Below are 17,415 nucleotides of genomic sequence, written 5' to 3'. Positions count from 1 at the left end.
CCCCGTAGTCTGTAGGGCGACTAATCAGGGTTTTCAGGGTTTTCAGGAAGGCGAACGGCGGAGATGGCCCAGCAGCCTGTGTTTGATCAAGACGGTGAGCAGCGCGTGGACGAAGAGTTCATCGACGACACGACGGATGCGGAGCAGCGGGAGGCCGCCCATCGGGAGCGCGGGACCTCGCGGCCGATCACCGTGGTCGGCAATCCGGTGCTCCACAAGGAGTGCAAGGACGTCACGGAGTTCGGCGACGAGCTCGCCCAGCTGATCGATGACATGTTCGCCAGCCAGCGCACCGCCGAGGGCGTGGGCCTGGCCGCGAACCAGATCGGTGTGGATCTGAAGGTCTTCGTCTACGACTGCCCGGACGACTCGGGTGTGCGGCACACCGGCGCCATCTGCAACCCGGTCCTGGACGAGCTCCCGGCCGAGCGCCGGGTGCTGGACGACTCCAACGAGGGCTGCCTTTCGGTGCCCGGTGCCTATGCCGAGCTGGCCCGTCCGGACTACGCCGTGGTGCGGGGCCAGAACGCCAAGGGCGAGCCGATCGCGATCGAGGGCACCGGTTACTTCGCGCGCTGCCTTCAGCACGAGACCGATCACCTCTACGGCTACCTCTACATCGACCGGCTCTCCAAGCGTGACCGCAAGGACGCGCTGAAGCAGATGGCCGAGCGCGAGCCGCGCTACCCCGTCGTCGCGAACGACTGAGCGCCTGTCGCTGTCCGTACGGGCCCCCGCGGTTGAGCCGCGGGGGCCTTTGTGCTGCTGTGGCGAGGTCGCTGTGCCGTCATGACCATGCCGCTGTGCGGCCGAGCCGTTATGACGCGTTCTGGTAGGCGGTCCAGATCTGCGGCGGGATGGCCGTGCCCAGCCCGGAACTGGGGCCGCCGACGCCGTTCATCGGCAGCAGCTCGGGCGTGCCCGCCTTGTTGCGGAACATGGTGATGGCGGTGGTGGGTTCGCTGCCGTCACCGGCGCCGGGCCCGCGGTCCGGGCGGATACCGGGTGCGACGCCGGGCCCGGACGTGGTGCCGATGAACCACGCCGACTTCATCCGGTCGCTGGGCTCCGTGACACCGGCCGCGACCGGCTGCAACGGCGGCTGCTGGTCCGGGGCCCCCAGTGTGCGCCAGCCCAGGCCCTCCAGGGTCCCGGTCACCCGCTGGGCGACCTCGGGAGTGAGGACCTGCTCGGGCTCCGGGCGGTCGAAGCCGGGCACCTGCTTCCCGTTGTAGGTCATGCCGGACACCGCGTACGGCTCCGCGTGCAGCCCGCCATTGGCGAAGGTGGTGTACGCGCTCGCCATCCGGATCGCGCTGGGCGCCGAGGTGCCGAGCGGGAAGGTCTGCTCCAGCTGCGCCAGGCTCTCCTCGCGCAGCCCCGCGTCCACCACCAGATCCCGGATGGCCTCCAGCCCGATACGCTGCCCGGCCTGCACGAACGGCGGGTTCTCGGCGTTCATCAGGGCCGCGGTCAGGTCCCCGAAATCGCGCTCCCAGACCGGCTTCTGCGGCGGCAGCGCTTCGGGCGCGTCGTTCTGCTGATGGAGGGCGGCCGCGAGCACGAACGGCTTGAACGCCGAGCCGACCGGTACGGCCGTGGTGTCCGCGTTGTTGCTGAAGTGTTTGGTCGCGTCCGCGCCGCCGTAAATCGCGACGATCGCCCCGTCCTTGGGGCGTACGGAGGCCGCGCCGAACTCCACAAAGGTGTCGGCCGCGCGATTCTTCGGGTCGATGTTCTTCTTGCGGACCTCGGTGACCGCTATTTCCAGCCGACGGGTGCGCTGTTTGTCGAAGGTGGTGTGAATGCGATAGCCGCCGCGCGCCAGGTCCTTGTCGGTGAGCCCGGTGTCGCTCTTGATGAACTTATTGGCGATATCGATGAGATAGCCGGTCTGGCCGGCCTGGCTGGTGGGCTTCGACAGCGGCCTGGGCTCGGGGAACGTACGGTACCCGGCCCGTTCCCGCTGGCTCATGTGGCCGGTGGCGACCTGCCGGTCGAGTATCCATTTCCAGCGTGCGACGGCCCGCTCGTGGTTGGCCTTGCTCAGGCCCGGATCGTACTGCTCCGAGCCCTTCAGCGTGGCGGCCAGCAGGGCTCCCTGGCTGGGGTTCAATTTCTCCGCGTCGATGCCGTAATACGCGTGGGCGGCCGCCTGGATTCCGTACGAACTGCGGCCGAACCAGCTGGTGTTCAGATAGCCGCGCAGGATTTCCCGTTTGGACTTCTGGTTGTTCACCTTCAGCGAGATGATGAATTCCCTGACCTTGCGGGTGACCGTCTGGTCCTGCGAGAGATAGGTGTTCTTCACATACTGCTGGGTGATGGTGGAGCCGCCCTGGGCGTCCTCGCCGGAGACCATGTTCACCATGGCGCGGGCGATGCCTTGGAGAGAGACGCCGGAATCGCTGTAGAAGGTGGCGTTCTCCGCCGAGATCACGGCGTTCTCGACGGAGTCCGGCACCTTGTCGAGGGAGACGTTCTGCCGGTTGACCGCGCCCACGCTCACCATCTGGCTGCCGTCCGCCCAGTAGTAGACGGTGGCCTCCTTGCCGGCGAGGGTGTTCTCGTTCGGAATGTCGACGTTGATGTAGACGATCACGAACAGCCCCGCGAGGCCGGCGACGCCGAGCGTGACGGTGCCGAGCAGCAGCCTCCACGACGGCAGCCAGCGACGCCAACCCTCCCGTCCCTGACGCGGATAGTCGATGAACCGGCGACGCCCCTTCGTGCCCTTCATGCCTACTTAGATGTGACGGGTGGGGCTCCCGGTTGACCTGCTAACAGAACGGTCATAATCCGCGGGAGCCCGGGACGAAGGGGCGTCGTGCTGTGCGGTCCGGAGATGAGGTGCCGCTCAGCCTGCTGAGCGGCTGCCCGGTCGCCTAGAAGTCATCGTCGAACGAGACCGAACCCTCGACGGCGACCTGGTAGGCCGAGGCCCGCCGCTCGAAGAAGTTGGTCAGCTCCTGGACGTTCTGCAGCTCCATGAAGGAGAACGGGTTCTCCGAGCCGTATACGGGCGCGAAGCCCAGCCGCTGGAGCCGCTGGTCGGCGACGCACTGGAGGTACTCGCGCATCGACTCGGTGTTCATGCCCGGCAGCCCGTCGCCGCACAGATCACGGCCGAACTGCAGCTCCGCCTCGACGGCCTCCTTGAGCATGTCCGTGACCTGCTGCTGGAGCGCGTCGTCGAACAGCTCCGGCTCCTCGGCACGGACGGTGTCCACGACCTCGAACGCGAAGTTCATGTGCATCGTCTCGTCGCGGAACACCCAGTTGGTGCCGGTCGCCAGGCCGTGCAGCAGACCGCGCGAGCGGAACCAGTAGACGTAGGCGAACGCCCCGTAGAAGAACAGCCCCTCGATGCACGCCGCGAAGCAGATGAGATTGAGCAGGAAGCGGCGGCGGTCGGCCTTCGTCTCCAGGCGGTCGATCTTCTCGACCGAGTCCATCCACTTGAAGCAGAACTGCGCCTTCTCCCGGATGGACGGGATGTTCTCCACGGCCGCGAAGGCGGCGGCGCGGTCGTCCGGGTCGGGAAGATAGGTGTCCAGCAGCGTCAGATAGAACTGGACGTGCACGGCCTCCTCGAAGAGCTGCCGCGACAGATACAGCCGCGCTTCGGGGGAGTTGATGTGCTTGTAGAGGGTCAGGACCAGGTTGTTCGCGACGATCGAGTCGCCGGTCGCGAAGAACGCGACCAGCCGGCCGATCATGTGCTGCTCGCCGGGGGAGAGCTTGGCGAGGTCGGCGACGTCGGAGTGGAGGTCGACCTCCTCCACGGTCCAGGTGTTCTTGATCGCGTCGCGGTAGCGGTCGTAGAAGTCCGGGTACCGCATGGGGCGCAGCGTCAGCTCGAAGCCCGGGTCGAGCAGGTTCTTGGTGCCGGTCGCGGGGCCGTTGCCGGCGGCCGTGGTGGTGTCAGGTGCGGTCGTCATTACTGGCATGCCTCGCAGGACTCGGGGTTTTCCAGGGAGCAGGCGACCGCTTCGGGGTCGGCCACCGGCAGTTGTGCGGGAATGGACGCGCGCGCCGACTGGGCGATCCGGGTCGCCGGGCGCGAGCGCAGGTAGTACGTCGTCTTGATGCCGCGCTTCCAGGCGTACGCGTACATCGAGCTGAGCTTGCCGATGGTCGGCGACGCCATGAAGAGGTTCAGCGACTGGCTCTGGTCGAGGTAGGGCGTACGGGCCGCGGCCATGTCGATCAGCGCGCGCTGCGGGATCTCCCAGGCGGTGCGGTACAGCGCCCGGATCTCCTCGGGGATCCAACTCACGTCCTGGACCGATCCATTGGCCTCGCGCAGCGCGTCACGGGTCCGCGCATCCCACATCCCCAGCGCCTTGAGCTCCTCGATCAGATAGGCGTTGACCTGGAGGAACTCGCCGGACAGCGTCTCGCGCTTGAAGAGGTTGGAGACCTGCGGCTCGATGCACTCGTACACGCCCGCGATGGAGGCGATGGTGGCGGTCGGCGCGATGGCCAGGAGGAGCGAGTTGCGCATCCCGGTCGCCGCGATACGGGTGCGCAGCGCCGCCCAGCGGTCCGCCCAGCGGGGCTCCGTGGCGGGGTAGTGGTCGGGGTGCAGCACCCCGCGGGCGGTGCGGGTCGCGGACCAGGCCGGGTGCGGGCCGTGCCGCTCGGCGAGGTCGGCGGACGCCTCGTACGCGGCGAGCATGATCCGCTCGGAGATCCGGGTCGACAGCGCCTGCGCCTCGGCCGAGTCGAAGGGCAGCCGCAGCCGGAAGAAGACGTCCTGGAGGCCCATCAGGCCCAGACCGACCGGGCGCCAGCGGGAGTTGGAGGTCCCGGCCTGCTCGGTCGGATAGAAGTTGATGTCCACGACGCGGTCGAGGAAGGTGACGGCGGTGCGGACGGTGGCGTCCAGCCGCTCCCAGTCCATGTCGCCGTTGTCACCGAGGTGCGCCGCGAGGTTCACGGACCCGAGGTTGCAGACGGCCGTCTCGCCGTCGTTCGTCACCTCAAGGATCTCGGTGCACAGGTTGGACGAGTGCACGACGTTGCCGGGCTCGGCGGTCTGGTTGGCGGTGCGGTTGGCGGCGTCCTTGAACGTCATCCAGCCGTTGCCGGTCTGCGCCAGGGTGCGCATCATGCGGGAGTACAGCACCCGGGCCGGGATCTGCTTGAGCGCCCGGCCCTCGGCCTCGGCCTTGCGGTACGCGGCGTCGAACTCGTCGCCCCACAGGTCCACCAGCTCCGGCGCGTCGGACGGCGAGAACAGCGACCAGTCGGCGTCGGCCTCGACCCGGCGCATGAACTCGTCCGGGATCCAGTGCGCGATGTTGAGGTTGTGCGTACGGCGGGCCTCCTCACCGGTGTTGTCGCGCAGCTCCAGGAACTCCTCGATGTCGGCGTGCCAGGTCTCCAGGTAGACACAGGCGGCGCCCTTGCGGCGGCCACCCTGGTTCACCGCCGCGACGGAGGCGTCCAGAGTGCGCAGGAACGGCACGATGCCGTTGGAGTGACCGTTGGTGCCCCGGATCAGCGACCCCCGTGCGCGGATCCGGGAGTAGGAGAGACCGATACCGCCGGCGTGCTTCGAGAGCCGGGCGACCTGGTGGTAGCGGTCATAGATCGAGTCGAGCTCGTCCAGCGGGGAGTCCAGCAGATAGCAGGACGACATCTGGGGGTGGCGGGTGCCGGAGTTGAACAGCGTGGGGGAGGAAGGGAGGTAGGAGAGCGTGCTGGTGAGCCGGTACAGCTCGGCGACGTCCGCGAGCGCCCGCTCGGAACGGTCCTCGGCGAGGCCGCAGGCGACCCGCAGCAGGAAGTGCTGGGGCGTCTCGATGACCTGACGGGTGATGGGGTGCCGGAGCAGATAGCGGGAGTGCAGGGTGCGCAGCCCGAAGTACCCGAACCGGTCGTCCGCCCCGTCCTCCAGGGCCTGCGTCACGAGCGCGTCCAGGCCGGCCGCGTGGGTCCGTACGAACTCCGCGGTCTCGTCGGCGATCAGGCCCTCGCGGTGGCCGACCTCGACGGAGGCGGAGAAGGCGACCGCCCCCTGTTCGGCCGCCTCCTCCGAGATTGCGAGGGTGAGCAGTCGCGCGGCGAGCTTGGAGTACTGCGGCTCGTCACCGATCAGCCCGGCCGCGGCGTCGATGGCCAGCGACCGCAACTCGGCCCCGCCTGCGCCCTCGTACCGGCCGCGCAGGGCGGCGGCGGCCACCTTGCCGGGGTCGGTCGCGGTCAGGTCCTCGGTCAGCTCGGTCAGGGTCCGCAGCAGGGCGACGCCCGGTCCGTCCTGTCCGTCGTCGGCCCGCCCGCCCCGGCCGGCGGGGGCGTGCTGCGTGGCCACCGCGGGCTGTACGACCTCGGCGTCTGACGCGGGCTCCGTTGGCGCGATGGTCACGTGGTGCTCTCCCTCACTCGGCGGGGGCCAGGAGGGAGGGGCACGACGGGCGCTCGCAGGCATGCGGCACCCCGGTAGGTCAGGGGTGCGCGGGCACACCGCGCGGCGTCCACCGGCCCAACCCGCGGGGCCCGGACGTATGACGTCCGCACCCATGGCGGTGCGGGCGTACCGTCGGCAGGTCCTCGGACTTGTGGGTACGCGGCTGCGTACTCTCGATACACCGTTGCGGGACAGTTCCGGATTCCCACCGGATTCCCCTGCGGCGACAGCGAGCATGAGCATACATGTGGGGGTGGCTCCTCACGCGCACCCCCACATCTAGTGTGTCGTGTGTGATCAAGTGGTACCTGTCAGTGGCCTCGCCGACGTCGGTTCCACGTCCCCGGTCCGTCCGACGGCAGAAGGAGAAGGCTCCATGACCGCGCTTGCCGACCGCCGGCACACCGTGTCGTACGGCAGGAAACGCCACCTCCCGGACCCTGCGGGCATCACCCTCGAAACCGAGCCGCTCAAGGACTGGGTGCACTGAACCCGCGCGGACGGTGAGCCGCACCGGGCACGCCGACGGGCCGCCGCACCCCCAAAGGGACGCGGCGGCCCGTGTGTTCGCCGGAGTGGAGGCTCAGTGGCCTGCCGGGGCCTTCTCCGTGACCGGCGGCAGGTCGGGGCGGACGTCCGCGTCGCCGGCGTCCGCCGTGTAGTCGCCGGGGCTGGTCTCGTCGACGCCTTCCGGTGCCTTCGCGGCCTTCAGGGCGACGGTCAGTACGACCGTGACCACGAGGTTCAGCACGATCGCGGTCAGGCCGATGTAGCCGATCTCACCGATGCCGGGGATCTCGGCGGCCGAGCCGCCGAAGTGCTTCTGGGTGGGGCTGGCCACGCCGTACGCGGCGAGCGTGCCGTAGAGCATGCCGACCGCCCAGCCGGCCAGCAGGGCCCAGCGGTGGAACCAGCGGGTGAACAGGCCGCCCACCAGGGCCGGCATGGTCTGCAGGATCCAGATGCCGCCCAGCAGCTGGAAGTTGATCGCGACTGTCTTGTCCATGGTCAGGACGAAGGCGAGCGCGCCGACCTTCACCAGCAGCGACACCAGTTTGGCGACCTTGTGCTCCTGCTCCGGGGTGGCGGCAGGCTTGAGGAAGTCCTTGTAGACGTTGCGGGTGAAGAGGTTGGCCGCGGCGATCGACATGATCGCGGCCGGCACCAGCGCGCCGATGCCGATCGCGGCGAACGCCACGCCCGAGAACCAGCTCGGGAACATGTCCTCGAACAGCTGCGGAATCGCCAGCTGCGGATTGCCCTTGATGTCCGTACCGGCCTTGATCGCCATGAAGCCGAGCAGTGCCAGGAAGCCCAGCATCAGGGAGTACAGGGGCAGGATCGTGGTGTTGCGGCGGATCACATTGCGGCTGCGCGAGGACAGCGTCGCGGTGATCGAGTGCGGGTACATGAAGAGCGCCAGCGCGGAGCCGAGCGCCAGCGTGGCGTACGCCCATTGCGCATCGGGGCCGCTGGTCAGCGCGCCGCGCGGTTTGCCGGTCGGACCGGGCTCCGCGAACGCCTTCCCGGCCGCGTCGAAGATCGCGTCGAAGCCGCCCAGCTTGATCGGGATGTAGATGATGGCGACCGCGATGACGAGGTAGATCAGCCCGTCCTTGACGAACGCGATGAGCGCGGGCGCCCGCAGGCCGGACGAGTACGTGTACGCCGCCAGCACCGCGAACGCGATCAGCAGCGGCAGGTCCTTGATGAACCAGTGGGTGTTCTCACCGCCGCCGATGCCCATCACGTCCAGGACGGCCTGGATGCCGACCAGTTGGAGCGCGATGTACGGCATCGTGGCGAGGATGCCGGTGAGCGCGACGGCCAGCGACAGGCCCTTGGAGCCGAAGCGGCCGCGCACGAAGTCGGAGGTGGTGACGTACCCGTGCTTGTGGGAGACCGACCACAGGCGGGGGAGGAAGGTGAAGATCAGGGGGTAGACGAGGATCGTGTACGGGACGGCGAAGAAGCCGGCCGCGCCCGCCGCGTAGATCGCCGCCGGGACGGCCACGAACGTGTACGCGGTGTAGAGATCGCCGCCGAGCAGGAACCACGTCACCCAGGTGCCGAAGCTGCGGCCGCCCAGGCCCCATTCGTCGAGGTTGGCGGACTGCTCGGCCTTGCGCCAGCGGGCGGCGAGGAAGCCCATGACCGTCACGGCCACGAAGAAGAACACGAAGACGGCCAGCGCGATGCCGTTCACGCCGTCGGTCGGAGCGGCCGCGAGCGGGGTGGAGGAAGGGTGCAGAGTCACTTCGCCGCACCGCCCTTGGCTGCGCGCTTCTCACGCTGCACGAGCTTGTACGCGACCGTCGTCAGCCCGGTCGAGATCAGCACCCACAGCATCTGGTACCAGTAGAAGAACGGGATGCCGATCAGGGTCGGTTCGAGCTTCGCGTACGAACCCACCCACAGCATCGCGATGAACGGAGCGAGCAGACACAGCCCGGCCACCACCCGTGTGGGCGTGATGATCTGTCTGGTACCTGGTGATTCGGCTGGCTCTGACATGGCGCTGGCTCCGTCCTGGCGATGTCCTGACGATCTCCTGTGTAATCGGCTGGAAATCTATGGCAGGGCCGTGGAGCGCGTCACTAGGTGTCCGCATATCGGTATGGCAACGCGCCGAGGCGGACGAGGCATTCGGGGCCGGCGTCAGCAGCAGCGGAACCCCGAGCGGGGGTCCCCGTCGCGCGCGTCAGTACGACGGCGCTCGAACTCGCGGCGGCTGGGGACCGGGGCGGCCGGATCGCGCTGACGGACATGGGCGGTATAGCGCTCGTATGCCGACTCACCCGTCAATTCCCGTACGTACCAGCGGATCCAGCGCGCCCAACGTGGGGCCCTCATGGAGTGCCGCCTCTCTGTGCCGCCGCCAGCTCGGCCTTCTCCTCCTTGGAGGCGATCAGACCGGCCGGCGCCACTATGGCCGAGGTGACATGCGGTGCCTCGCTCAGCAGGGTCGCATCCGGTTTCCGTACATGCCGTATGCACACACGCGCCGCATCGGCGATCACCACCACGATCAGCAGCGCCAGCGCGGCCGAAAGGACGCCGTCCACCGTGGAGTTGGTGACGACGGTGTGCATATCGCCCGTGGTCTTGGCGGGCGGCAGGATCTTGCCGGCGGCTATGGCGTCCTCGTAGACGGAACGCTGGGTGAAGAAACCGACCCGGGGATCACCGGAGAAGACCTTCTGCCAGCTCGCGGTCAGCGTCACCGTCGCGTCCCAGGCGAGCGGAACGCCGGTGATCCAGGCCCACTTGAGACGGCCGGATTTCACCAGCAGTGTGGTGCAGACCGTCAGGGCCACCGCCGCCAGCAGTTGGTTGGCTATGCCGAACACCGGAAAGAGCTGGTTGATCCCGCCGAGCGGCTCATGGACGCCGACCCACAGGAAGTAGCCCCACAGTGCCACCACCGCCGCACCGCACAGCAGCATCCCCGGCTTCCAGCTCACCCTGCGGAACGGCTTGAAGACATTGCCCAGCATGTCCTGGAGCATGAACCGGCCGACCCGGGTGCCCGCGTCCAGTGCCGTCAGAATGAACAGCGCCTCAAACATGATCGCAAAGTGGTACCAGAACGCCTTCATCCCGGCGCCGCCCACCACCTTCGAGAAGATGTCGGCCACGCCGACGGCGAGGGTGGGCGCGCCACCCGTGCGCGAGAGCAGGGTCTGCTCCTCCACCGCTTTCGCCGCCGCTGCCAACTGGTCGGGGGAGATGCGGTATCCGAAGTGCGCGACGGCCTGTGAGGCGGACTGGACGGTGTCGCCGATGACGCCGGCCGGCGCGTTCATCGCGAAGTACAGGCCCGGGTCGATGACAGAGGCCGCGACCAGCGCCATCACGGCCACGAACGACTCCATCAGCATGGAGCCGTAGCCGATCATCCGTATCTGGGTCTCCTTCTGGACCATCTTCGGGGTGGTACCGGACGAGATCAGCGCATGGAACCCGGACAGCGCCCCGCAGGCGATGGTGATGAAGACGAACGGGAAGAGGGAGCCCGCGAAGACCGGGCCGTCGCCGCGTCCGGCGAAGGCGGTCACCGCGTCCATCTTCAGGTTCGGCAGCGCGACGACGACGCCGAGCGCCAACAGCCCGATGGTGCCGGTCTTCATGAAGGTGGAGAGGTAGTCGCGCGGCGCGAGCAGGGTCCACACCGGCAGGACGGACGCGATGAAGCCGTACGCCACCAGCCAGATGACCAGCGTCTTCGGCTGGAGGGTGAAGGCGTCCGCCCAGGACGACTCGGCGACCCAGCGGCCGGAGACCAGGGCGATGAGCAGCAGGCCGACGCCGATCAGCGAGACCTCGGTGACCCGGCCGGGGCGCAGTACGCGCAGGTAGAGGCCCATCAGCAGGGCGATCGGGATCGTCATGGCGATGGAGAAGGTGCCCCAGGGGGACTGTGCCAGTGCGTTGACGATCACCAGTGCCAGTACGCCGAGCAGGATGATCATGATGGCGAAGGCGGCGAGCAGCGCCGCGGCCCCGCCGAACGGGCCGATCTCCTCGCGGGCCATCTGCCCCAGCGACTTGCCGTCGCGCCGGGTGGAGAAGAACAGCACCACCATGTCCTGAACGGCGCCCGCGAAGATGACGCCGACGATGATCCAGATGGTGCCGGGCAGGTACCCCATCTGGGCGGCGAGCACCGGGCCGACCAGCGGCCCGGCGCCCGCGATGGCCGCGAAGTGATGGCCCAGCAGCACCCGCCGGTCGGTGGGGTGGAAATCGACGCCGTCGTTGAGGCGCTCGGCGGGCGTGGCGCGGGTCCTGTCGACGCGCAGCACGCGCGTGGTGATGAAGCGGGCGTAGAAGCGGTACCCGATGGCGTACGAGCCGAGGGCGGCGGCCACCATCCAGGCGGCGGAGACCTCTTCGCCGCGGGAGAGGGCGAGTAGCGTCCAGCCGGCCGCGCCGATCAGGGCGACGGCCGTCCAGATGACGATGGTTCGTGTATTGGCAGCGCGCACCGGGGGTCCTCCCGTCATTGCGATGACGAGAGGACCGTAGAGCAGGAAAATGACCCGCGCTACACCCTGTGGACGACGGGACCATTGTGTACAACTCGGTCACTCGCCGGTGTGTTTGTGCTCAGTCGTTGGGGCGCTGCAGCCTGGCGACGAACTTGTAGCGGTCGCCGCGGTAGACCGAGCGCACCCACTCCACCGGCTGCCCCTGGGCGTCGAGGGAGTGCCGGGAGAGCATCAGCATCGGCAGTCCGACGTCGGTGCCCAGCAGGCCCGCCTCGCGCGGGGTGGCGAGCGAGGTCTCGATGGTCTCCTCGGCCTCGGCCAGGCGGACGTCGTAGACCTCGGCCAGTGCGGTGTACAGCGAGGTGTACTTGACGAGGTTCCGGCGCAGCGCGGGGAACCGTTTGGCCGACAGATGGGTGGTCTCGATGGCCATCGGCTCACCGCTGGCCAGCCGCAGCCGCTCGATGCGCAGCACCCGGCCGCCGGTGGCGATGTCCAGCAGCCCGGCCAGCCGGTCGTCGGCGGTGACGTACCCGATGTCCAGCAGCTGTGAGGTCGGCTCCAGGCCCTGGGCGCGCATGTCCTCGGTGTAGGAGGTCAGTTGCAGCGCCTGGGAGACCTTGGGCTTGGCGACAAAGGTGCCCTTGCCCTGGATGCGCTCCAGGCGGCCCTCGACGACCAGCTCCTGGAGGGCCTGACGCACCGTCGTACGGGAGGTGTCGAACTCCGCGGCCAGGGTGCGCTCGGGTGGCACCGGGGTGCCGGGCGGCAGGGTCTCGGTGATCTCCAGCAAGTGGCGCTTGAGCCGGTAGTACTTGGGCACGCGGGCGGTGCGTGTGGCACCGCTGCCGTTCTCGGCACTGCCCCCGTCGGTTTCCATGCCCCGCCTCTCCGACTCCTGTCGTGCTGCCGTCACCGGCTCCTCCGTACGTAGCGGCTCACATCGTGGCACGGGTGGGGTTCCCGTGCTCCCTCGCAGGTCCCAGCCCGCCAGATGTCGGTCCGGTAACGGACCTGACAGCGACTCTTATACACCCTTGACACCCCAAAAGGTCTAGGCCAAGCTGCGGGCACTGGTCTAAACCATTAAAGACCACACCCGGCCTTTAGGGGAGAGCGCAATGAAGCGTGGGCTCATAGCAGCGACGGCGGTCGCGGGAATGCTGGTGAGTGTCGCTGCCTGTGGGTCCAGCGACGGCAACAAGGCGGGCGCGGATGGCTTCAAGGGCCAGAAGCTGACCGTTTGGGTGATGGACGGGTCCAATCCGGCGCAGTGGACCAAGCAGGTTTCCGAGCAGTTCAAGAAGAAGACCGGCGCCACCGTCGAGTTCAAGGTCCAGCAGTGGAACGGCATTCAGCAGAAGCTGAGCACCGCCCTCTCCGAGGACACACCGCCGGATGTCGTCGAAATCGGCAATACCCAGACCGCCGCGTACGCCACGGCAGGTGCCCTGGCCGACCTCGGCGATCTGAAGAAGGAAATCGGCGCCGACTGGAACGACGCCTTCAACAAGGCGGCGATCGCGGACGGAAAGCAGTACGCGCTCCCTTGGTATGCGGGAAACCGCGTGGTCATGTACAACAAGAAGATCTGGGCCGAAGCGGGCCTCAAGGGCACGCCCAAGACCCGCAATGAGCTCTTCAAGGCGTTCGACACCATCGAGAAGAAGACCGACGCCGAACCGCTGTACCTCCCCGGCCAGAACTGGTACTTCTTCGACGGCCTGACCATCGGCACCGGCGCGCACCTGGTGAAGAAGGAGGGCGGCAAGTGGGTCTCCAACCTCGGTGACCCCAAGGTCTCCAAGGCCATGGACATCTACAAGCAGTACCAGGCCTTCAGCTCCGCGCCGAAGAACAAGGACGAGGCCACCCCGCAGCAGGCCGAGGTCTTCGCCAAGGGGAAGACCGGCGCCGTCATCGCCATGGGATACGAGGCCGGCACCGCCATCAAGGCCAACCCGAAGATAAAGAACGACATCGGGTTCTTCACCATCCCCGGGGAGACCGCCGCCAAGCCCGAGGGCGTATTCCTCGGCGGCTCCAATTTCGCCGTCGCCGGCATGGGCAAGAACCAGGAACTCGCCAAGGAATTCCTGAAGGTCGCCCTGTCGAAGGAAAACGACGGACAGATGGTCAAGGAGGTCGGCTGGACGCCGAAGTCCCCCGATCTGGCCGATGCCGCAAAGGAGAATCCGGCCGCGGCCGCCGCCGCGCCCGCCGCGGAGAAGTCCGGCGGTACCACTCCGCTGATTCCCCAGTGGGCCGCGGTGGAGAACGTGCCGAATCCGATCAAGAACTATATGACGGCGGTTCTGGGCGGCAAGGCGCCGGCCGACGCGGCCAAGGACGTCGAGTCCGAGATCAACGCGCGGCTCGCCAAGCAGTAGCCACCCCTGGCTGCGTACGGGCCGGCCGCCCCCGGCCCGTACGCGTCCACCGCATGCGCACCACGGTCTGACGGCGAGAAGGAGAACAGGGGTCATGGCAGTGCAGCTCGACGACGCGGTGGAGCAGACCGCGCCGCGGATCGGCAAAGGCGGCGCACCGCCCGACGACGGCGCGCCGTCCGCCCGCCGCGCCCCGCATTCTCCCGCCCGCCGCACCCCGCATTCTCCCGCCCGCCGCACCCTGCGTTCCCCCGCCCGCCGCGCCCCGTATCTCCTGCTGCTCCCGGCCCTGATCGCCACCGCGGTCTTCCTGGGCTGGCCGATGGTGCGGAATGCCCTGCTCTCCTTCCAGAACCTCAACATGAAGGAGCTGATCCAGCACCTCACGGACTGGCGGGGAACCGGCAACTACCAGGAGATCCTGGGCAGCGACCAGTTCTGGCGGGTCACCCTCCGCACCGTCGTCTTCACCGGCGTCAACGTCACCCTGATCATGGTGCTCGGCGTGCTCATCGGACTGCTGCTGGCCCGGCTCGGCAAGAAGATGCGGCTGACGCTGTCCGTCGCGCTGGTGCTGGCCTGGGCGATGCCGGTGATCGCCGCCACCACCGTCTTCCAGTGGCTCTTCGACTCACGCTACGGCGTCGTCAACTGGGTGCTGGACAAGCTCGGCTGGCATGCCATGGCCGACTACGACTGGGTCGGCACCCAGCTGTCGACCTTCTTCGTCATCACCGTCCTGATCGTGTGGCAGTCGCTGCCCTTCGTGGCCCTCAACCTCTACGCCGCCACCACGACCATCCCCAAGGAGCTCTACGAAGCGGCGCGGATGGACGGCGCGGGCACCTGGAAGGTCTTCACCTCGGTGACGTTCCCGTTCCTCAAGCCCTTCTTCCTCGCCACGACGTTCCTCGAAGTCATCTGGGTCTTCAAGGCGTTCCCGCAGATCTTCGCGATCAACCAGGGCGGCCCGGACCGGCTCACCGAAACCCTGCCGATCTACGCCTTCACCGAGGGCGTCGGCAACCTCCACTTCGGTATGGGCGCCGCGATCTCCCTGCTCACGATCGTGGTGCTGCTGGCCATGACCGCGTACTACCTGCGCCTGACGATCAGGCAGGAACAACAAGAGGAGGACGCGCTGTGAAGCGCTCTGCTTCTTCACCCTCGTCAACGGTTCGCCGTCTCTGGCCCAACGCGACGGCGATCGTGCTCGCCCTCGGCTTCGTCTTCCCCGTGTACTGGATGTTCAACACGGCCTTCAAGCCGACCCAGGACATCATCACCGAAGACCCCGTGTGGTTCCCCCTCCACGGCACCTTCGAGCACTTCGCGACGGCCGTGAACGCCCCGGACTTCTGGACCCTGGCCGGGAATTCGGTCATCGTGACGGTGCTCGCCGTGGGGCTGTCCCTGCTGATCGCGCTCTGCGGATCGTTCGCCATCGCGCGGATGCGCTTCAAGGGCCGCAAGGGCATCCTGCTGACCTTCATGGTCGCCCAGATGGCGCCCTGGGAGGTCATGGTGATCTCGATCTACTTGATCGTCCGGGACGCCGACATGCTCAACAGCCTGCTGCCGCTCACCTTCTTCTACATGCTGATGGTGCTGCCCTTCACCCTCCTGACGCTGCGCGGCTATGTCGCCGCGGTCCCCAAGGAGCTGGAGGAGTCCGCGATGGTCGACGGCTGCTCCCGCCGCCAGGCCTTCACCAAGGTCGTCTTCCCGCTCCTCGCACCCGGCCTGATGGCCACCTCCCTCTTCGGCTTCATCACCGCCTGGAACGAATTCCCGCTCGTGCTGGTCCTCAACAAGGAGCCGGACATGGGCACCCTGCCGCTCTGGCTCTCCCAGTTCCAGAGCCAGTTCGGGGACGACTGGGGCGCCACCATGGCCGCCGCCTCCCTCTTCGCCATCCCGATCCTGGTCCTCTTCCTGTTCCTGCAACGCAAGGCGGTCGGCGGTCTCACCTCCGGCGCAGTGAAGGGATAACGCAGCCCATGACCACACTCGTACACTCCGCCGGCACCCTCACCCGCGACGCACTCACCGTCCTCCAGCCGGGCTTCACCGGCACCACCGCCCCCGACTGGCTGCTGCGCCGGCTCGGCGAGGGGCTGGCTTCGGTGGGCCTCTTCGGCCGCAACATCGCCGACCCCGGACAACTTGCCTCGCTCACCGCCCAGTTGCGTGCCGAACGCGAGGACGTCCTGGTCGCCATCGACGAGGAGGGCGGCGATGTCACCCGCCTCGAAGTGCGCGGCGGCTCCTCCTTCCCCGGCAACCTCGCCCTCGGCGCCGTCGACGACACCGCCCTGACCCGCGACGTCGCCCGCGAACTCGGCCGCCGTCTGGCCGACTGCGGTGTCAACCTCAACTGGGCGCCGTCCGCCGACGTCAACTCCAACCCCTCCAACCCCGTCATCGGCGTCCGCTCCTTCGGCGCCGACCCCCAGCTCGTCGCCCGGCACACCGCCGCATACGTCGACGGCCTGCAGTCCGCCGGCGTCGCCGCCTGCACCAAGCATTTCCCCGGCCACGGCGACACCGCGGTGGACTCGCACCACGACCTGCCGAGGATCGCCGCCGACCTGCCCACCCTCCAGGAACGCGAACTGGTGCCGTTCCGCGCCGCCATCGCCGCCGGCACCAAGGCCGTGATGAGCGCGCACATCCTGCTGCCCGCCCTGGACGGCAGCCACCCCGCCACGCTCAGCCCGGCCGCGCTGCACGGTCTGCTGCGCGCCCCCGTCGCCGAGGGCGGCCTCGGCTTCGACGGGCTGATCGTCACCGACGGGATGGAGATGCAGGCCATCTCCGCCACCTACGGCATCGAACGCGGCAGCGTCCTGGCCATCGCGGCCGGCGCCGACGCCATCTGCGTGGGCGGCGGACTGGCCGACGAGGACACCGTGCTGCGGCTGCGCGACGCCTTGGTGAGGGCGGTACGCGACGGCGAACTGTCGGAGAAGCGGCTCGCCGACGCCGCGGCACGGGTGCGCGCCTTGGCGCGCTGGCGGAGTGCGGGCGCGGCGGTGGGGACCGCGCCCGCACCCGGCATCGGTCTCACCGCCGCCCGCCGCGCCCTGCGCATCACCCCCAACGGTCCCTTCGAGCCACTCACCGCCCCCGCCCACGTCGCCGCCTTCACCCCCCTCGCGAACATCGCCGTGGGGGACGACACCCCCTGGGGCGTCGCCGCCGAACTCGCCCGGCTCCTCCCCGGCACCGAAACCGCCACCTACCCCGCGGACACCGCCGCCACGGCCGGCACCCCGGCCCTGATCGCCGCGCTCCTCAAGGCCGCCGCCGACCGCCGGATCGTCGCCGTCGTCCGCGACGTCCACCGCCACCCCTGGATGGCCGACGCCCTGCGCACCCTGCTCGCCGCCCGCCCCGACACCGTGGTCGTCGAGATGGGGGTCCCCCAGTCCCCGCCCGAAGGCGCCGTGCACATCGCCACCCACGGCGCCGCCCGGGTCTGCGGTCAGGCCGCCGCCGAGACCCTGACGGGCCGCCGGCCGGCCACCGGCGCCTGATACGCCTGCGGCCGGGGCATCCCCGCAAGGACACCCCGGCCGCACCGGCAGTCGCAGCCACCGCTGCGGATGACTGCGCC

General features: G+C 68.6%; 13 protein-coding genes and 1 riboswitch. Of the genes, 5 read left to right on the top strand and 8 right to left on the bottom strand.

Going from position 1 to position 17,415, the window contains the following annotated elements; genetic code table 11:
* Positions 1-63: 63 nt before the first annotated feature.
* On the top strand, positions 64-708 hold the full coding sequence (gene def / locus AB0I10_RS10350) for a peptide deformylase (RefSeq protein WP_363151935.1): 645 nt from the start codon (positions 64-66) through the stop codon (positions 706-708).
* Positions 709-817: 109 nt separating this feature from the next.
* Here the strand turns inward: def and AB0I10_RS10345 are convergent, their stop codons facing one another.
* From AB0I10_RS10345 to AB0I10_RS10310, 8 genes are all read right to left on the bottom strand, one after another.
* The gene (locus AB0I10_RS10345; protein WP_363151934.1) at positions 818-2,740 is read right to left on the bottom strand and encodes a transglycosylase domain-containing protein; all 1,923 of its coding nucleotides are present in this window, start codon (positions 2,738-2,740) and stop codon (positions 818-820) included.
* 145 nt (positions 2,741-2,885) lie between these two features.
* Positions 2,886-3,941 (bottom strand): ribonucleotide-diphosphate reductase subunit beta, encoded by a 1,056-nt coding sequence (locus AB0I10_RS10340; RefSeq protein ID WP_363151933.1) that lies wholly within the window; start codon positions 3,939-3,941, stop codon positions 2,886-2,888.
* Positions 3,941-6,373 carry a ribonucleoside-diphosphate reductase subunit alpha gene (locus AB0I10_RS10335; protein WP_363151932.1) on the bottom strand — a complete coding sequence of 811 codons (2,433 nt, stop codon included), beginning with the start codon at positions 6,371-6,373 and terminating at the stop codon, positions 3,941-3,943. Before AB0I10_RS10335 ends, AB0I10_RS10340 begins: the two co-directional genes overlap by 1 nt.
* Before the next feature lie 180 nt (positions 6,374-6,553).
* A riboswitch (cobalamin riboswitch) is annotated at positions 6,554-6,633 on the bottom strand.
* 365 nt (positions 6,634-6,998) lie between these two features.
* Positions 6,999-8,621: a monocarboxylate uptake permease MctP gene (gene mctP / locus AB0I10_RS10330; RefSeq protein ID WP_363151968.1), complete on the bottom strand. Its 1,623-nt coding sequence runs from the start codon at positions 8,619-8,621 to the stop codon at positions 6,999-7,001.
* A 47-nt stretch (positions 8,622-8,668) separates the two neighbouring features.
* Positions 8,669-8,929, bottom strand: coding sequence for a DUF3311 domain-containing protein (locus tag AB0I10_RS10325; RefSeq protein WP_363151931.1), 261 nt, complete (start codon positions 8,927-8,929; stop codon positions 8,669-8,671).
* A gap of 144 nt (positions 8,930-9,073) precedes the next feature.
* Positions 9,074-9,268 (bottom strand): YbdD/YjiX family protein, encoded by a 195-nt coding sequence (locus AB0I10_RS10320; RefSeq protein ID WP_363151930.1) that lies wholly within the window; start codon positions 9,266-9,268, stop codon positions 9,074-9,076.
* Positions 9,265-11,403 carry a carbon starvation CstA family protein gene (locus tag AB0I10_RS10315; RefSeq protein WP_363151929.1) on the bottom strand — a complete coding sequence of 713 codons (2,139 nt, stop codon included), beginning with the start codon at positions 11,401-11,403 and terminating at the stop codon, positions 9,265-9,267. The genes AB0I10_RS10320 and AB0I10_RS10315 overlap by 4 nt, the downstream gene beginning before the upstream one ends.
* Positions 11,404-11,524: 121 nt before the next feature.
* Complete coding sequence (locus tag AB0I10_RS10310) at positions 11,525-12,286, bottom strand: GntR family transcriptional regulator (RefSeq protein ID WP_363151927.1); 762 nt, start codon at positions 12,284-12,286, stop codon at positions 11,525-11,527.
* A 241-nt stretch (positions 12,287-12,527) separates the two neighbouring features.
* Between AB0I10_RS10310 and AB0I10_RS10305 the strand changes: the two genes are divergently transcribed.
* The 4 genes from AB0I10_RS10305 to AB0I10_RS10290 all read left to right on the top strand — a co-directional run bounded on the left by AB0I10_RS10305 (position 12,528) and on the right by AB0I10_RS10290 (position 17,335).
* Positions 12,528-13,796, top strand: coding sequence for an extracellular solute-binding protein (locus AB0I10_RS10305; RefSeq protein WP_363151926.1), 1,269 nt, complete (start codon positions 12,528-12,530; stop codon positions 13,794-13,796).
* A gap of 94 nt (positions 13,797-13,890) precedes the next feature.
* A complete protein-coding gene (locus AB0I10_RS10300) occupies positions 13,891-14,943 on the top strand; it encodes a sugar ABC transporter permease (protein ID WP_363151925.1) in 1,053 nt (350 codons plus the stop codon).
* Entirely contained in the window at positions 14,940-15,788 is an 849-nt protein-coding gene (locus AB0I10_RS10295; RefSeq protein ID WP_363151924.1) for a carbohydrate ABC transporter permease, read from the top strand. The genes AB0I10_RS10300 and AB0I10_RS10295 overlap by 4 nt, the downstream gene beginning before the upstream one ends.
* Before the next feature lie 8 nt (positions 15,789-15,796).
* Positions 15,797-17,335, top strand: a complete 1,539-nt coding sequence (locus AB0I10_RS10290; RefSeq protein WP_363151923.1) for a glycoside hydrolase family 3 protein — start codon at positions 15,797-15,799, stop codon at positions 17,333-17,335.
* Positions 17,336-17,415 lie beyond the last annotated feature (80 nt).

It is taken from the genome of Streptomyces sp. NPDC050636, from assembly GCF_040654775.1.
In the GTDB taxonomy this organism is placed as follows: Bacteria; Actinomycetota; Actinomycetes; order Streptomycetales; family Streptomycetaceae; genus Streptomyces.
Note: the sequence above shows the minus strand (reverse complement) of the source record. Positions and strands in the feature narration are given on the sequence as shown.